We start from the raw sequence: 1,582 nt of genomic DNA, 5'->3' as shown, positions 1-1,582 counted from the left end.
CCGACCTTGGGAATGACCTCTTAGTTCTTTATTCCTCGAACAAGTATCAATACTTACTCTCGTTTCTATCCCTAAGGGTTTCGGTCTCCCTATAAAGGAGGTGATCCAGCCACACCTTCCGGTACGGCTACCTTGTTACGACTTCACCCCAGTCACCAGCCCTACCTTAGGAGTCCCCCCCCAAATTCATGGTTAGGGTAACTACTTCGGGCGTGACCAGCTTCCATGGTGTGACGGGCGGTGTGTACAAGGCCCGGGAACGAATTCACTGCAGTATGCTGACCTGCAATTACTAGCGATTCCTACTTCATGCAGGCGAGTTGCAGCCTGCAATCTGAACTGAGCCACGATTTCTGAGATTTGCATCACATCGCTGTGTAGCTGCCCTTTGTTCGTAGCATTGTAGTACGTGTGTAGCCCAGGACGTAAGGGGCATGCTGACTTGACGTCATCCCCACCTTCCTCCGGTTTGTCACCGGCAGTCTCCCTAGAGTGCCCAACTTAATGCTGGCAACTAAGTACGAGGGTTGCGCTCGTTGCGGGACTTAACCCAACATCTCACGACACGAGCTGACGACAGCCATGCACCACCTGTGTTCCAGTTCCCTAAGGCACATCCAACTTTCGCCGGACTCCTGGACATGTCAAGCCCTGGTAAGGTTCTTCGCGTTGCATCGAATTAAACCACATACTCCACCGCTTGTGCGGGCCCCCGTCAATTCCTTTGAGTTTCACACTTGCGTGCGTACTCCCCAGGCGGGATACTTAACGCGTTAGCTACGGCACTGAGAGGGTCGATACTCTCAACGCCTAGTATCCATCGTTTACGGCTAGGACTACTGGGGTATCTAATCCCATTCGCTCCCCTAGCTTTCGTCCCTCAGTGTCAGTAATGTCCTAGCAGAGCGCTTTCGCCACCGGTGTTCTTCCCAATCTCTACGCATTTCACCGCTACACTGGGAATTCCCTCTGCCCCTAACCTACTCTAGTCTTGTAGTTTCCACGGCCCTTATGGAGTTAAGCCCCACTCTTTAACCGCAGACTTACATAACCACCTGCGGACGCTTTACGCCCAATCATTCCGGATAACGCTTGCATCCTCCGTATTACCGCGGCTGCTGGCACGGAGTTAGCCGATGCTTATTCCTCTAGTACCGTCATTATCTTCCTAGAGAAAAGAGGTTTACGACCCAAGAGCCTTCCTCCCTCACGCGGTATTGCTCCGTCAGGCTTTCGCCCATTGCGGAAAATTCCCCACTGCTGCCTCCCGTAGGAGTCTGGACCGTGTCTCAGTTCCAGTGTGGCTGATCGTCCTCTCAGACCAGCTACAGATCGTCGCCTTGGTAGGCCTTTACCCCACCAACTAGCTAATCTGACGCGAGCTCACCATCTGGCAATTTCTCTTTCACCTCTCGGCACATCCGGTATTAGCATCGGTTTCCCAATGTTGTCCCAAACCAAATGACAGATTCTCACGCGTTACTCACCCGTCCGCCACTATCTCCGAAGAGACCGTTCGACTTGCATGTGTTAAGCATACCGCCAGCGTTCATCCTGAGCCAGGATCAAACTCTCCGTTTTG

Annotated in this window: 1 rRNA gene; it reads right to left on the bottom strand. The window is 52.8% G+C overall.

What is annotated here, in order from left to right:
• Nucleotides 1-93: 93 nt before the first annotated feature.
• A 16S ribosomal RNA gene (locus VB733_RS27295) occupies nt 94-1,581 on the bottom strand.
• Nucleotide 1,582: the final 1 nt, after the last annotated feature.

The organism is Calothrix sp. UHCC 0171, from assembly GCF_034931845.1.
GTDB lineage: Bacteria > Cyanobacteriota > Cyanobacteriia > Cyanobacteriales > Nostocaceae > Brunnivagina.
Note: the sequence above shows the minus strand (reverse complement) of the source record. Positions and strands in the feature narration are given on the sequence as shown.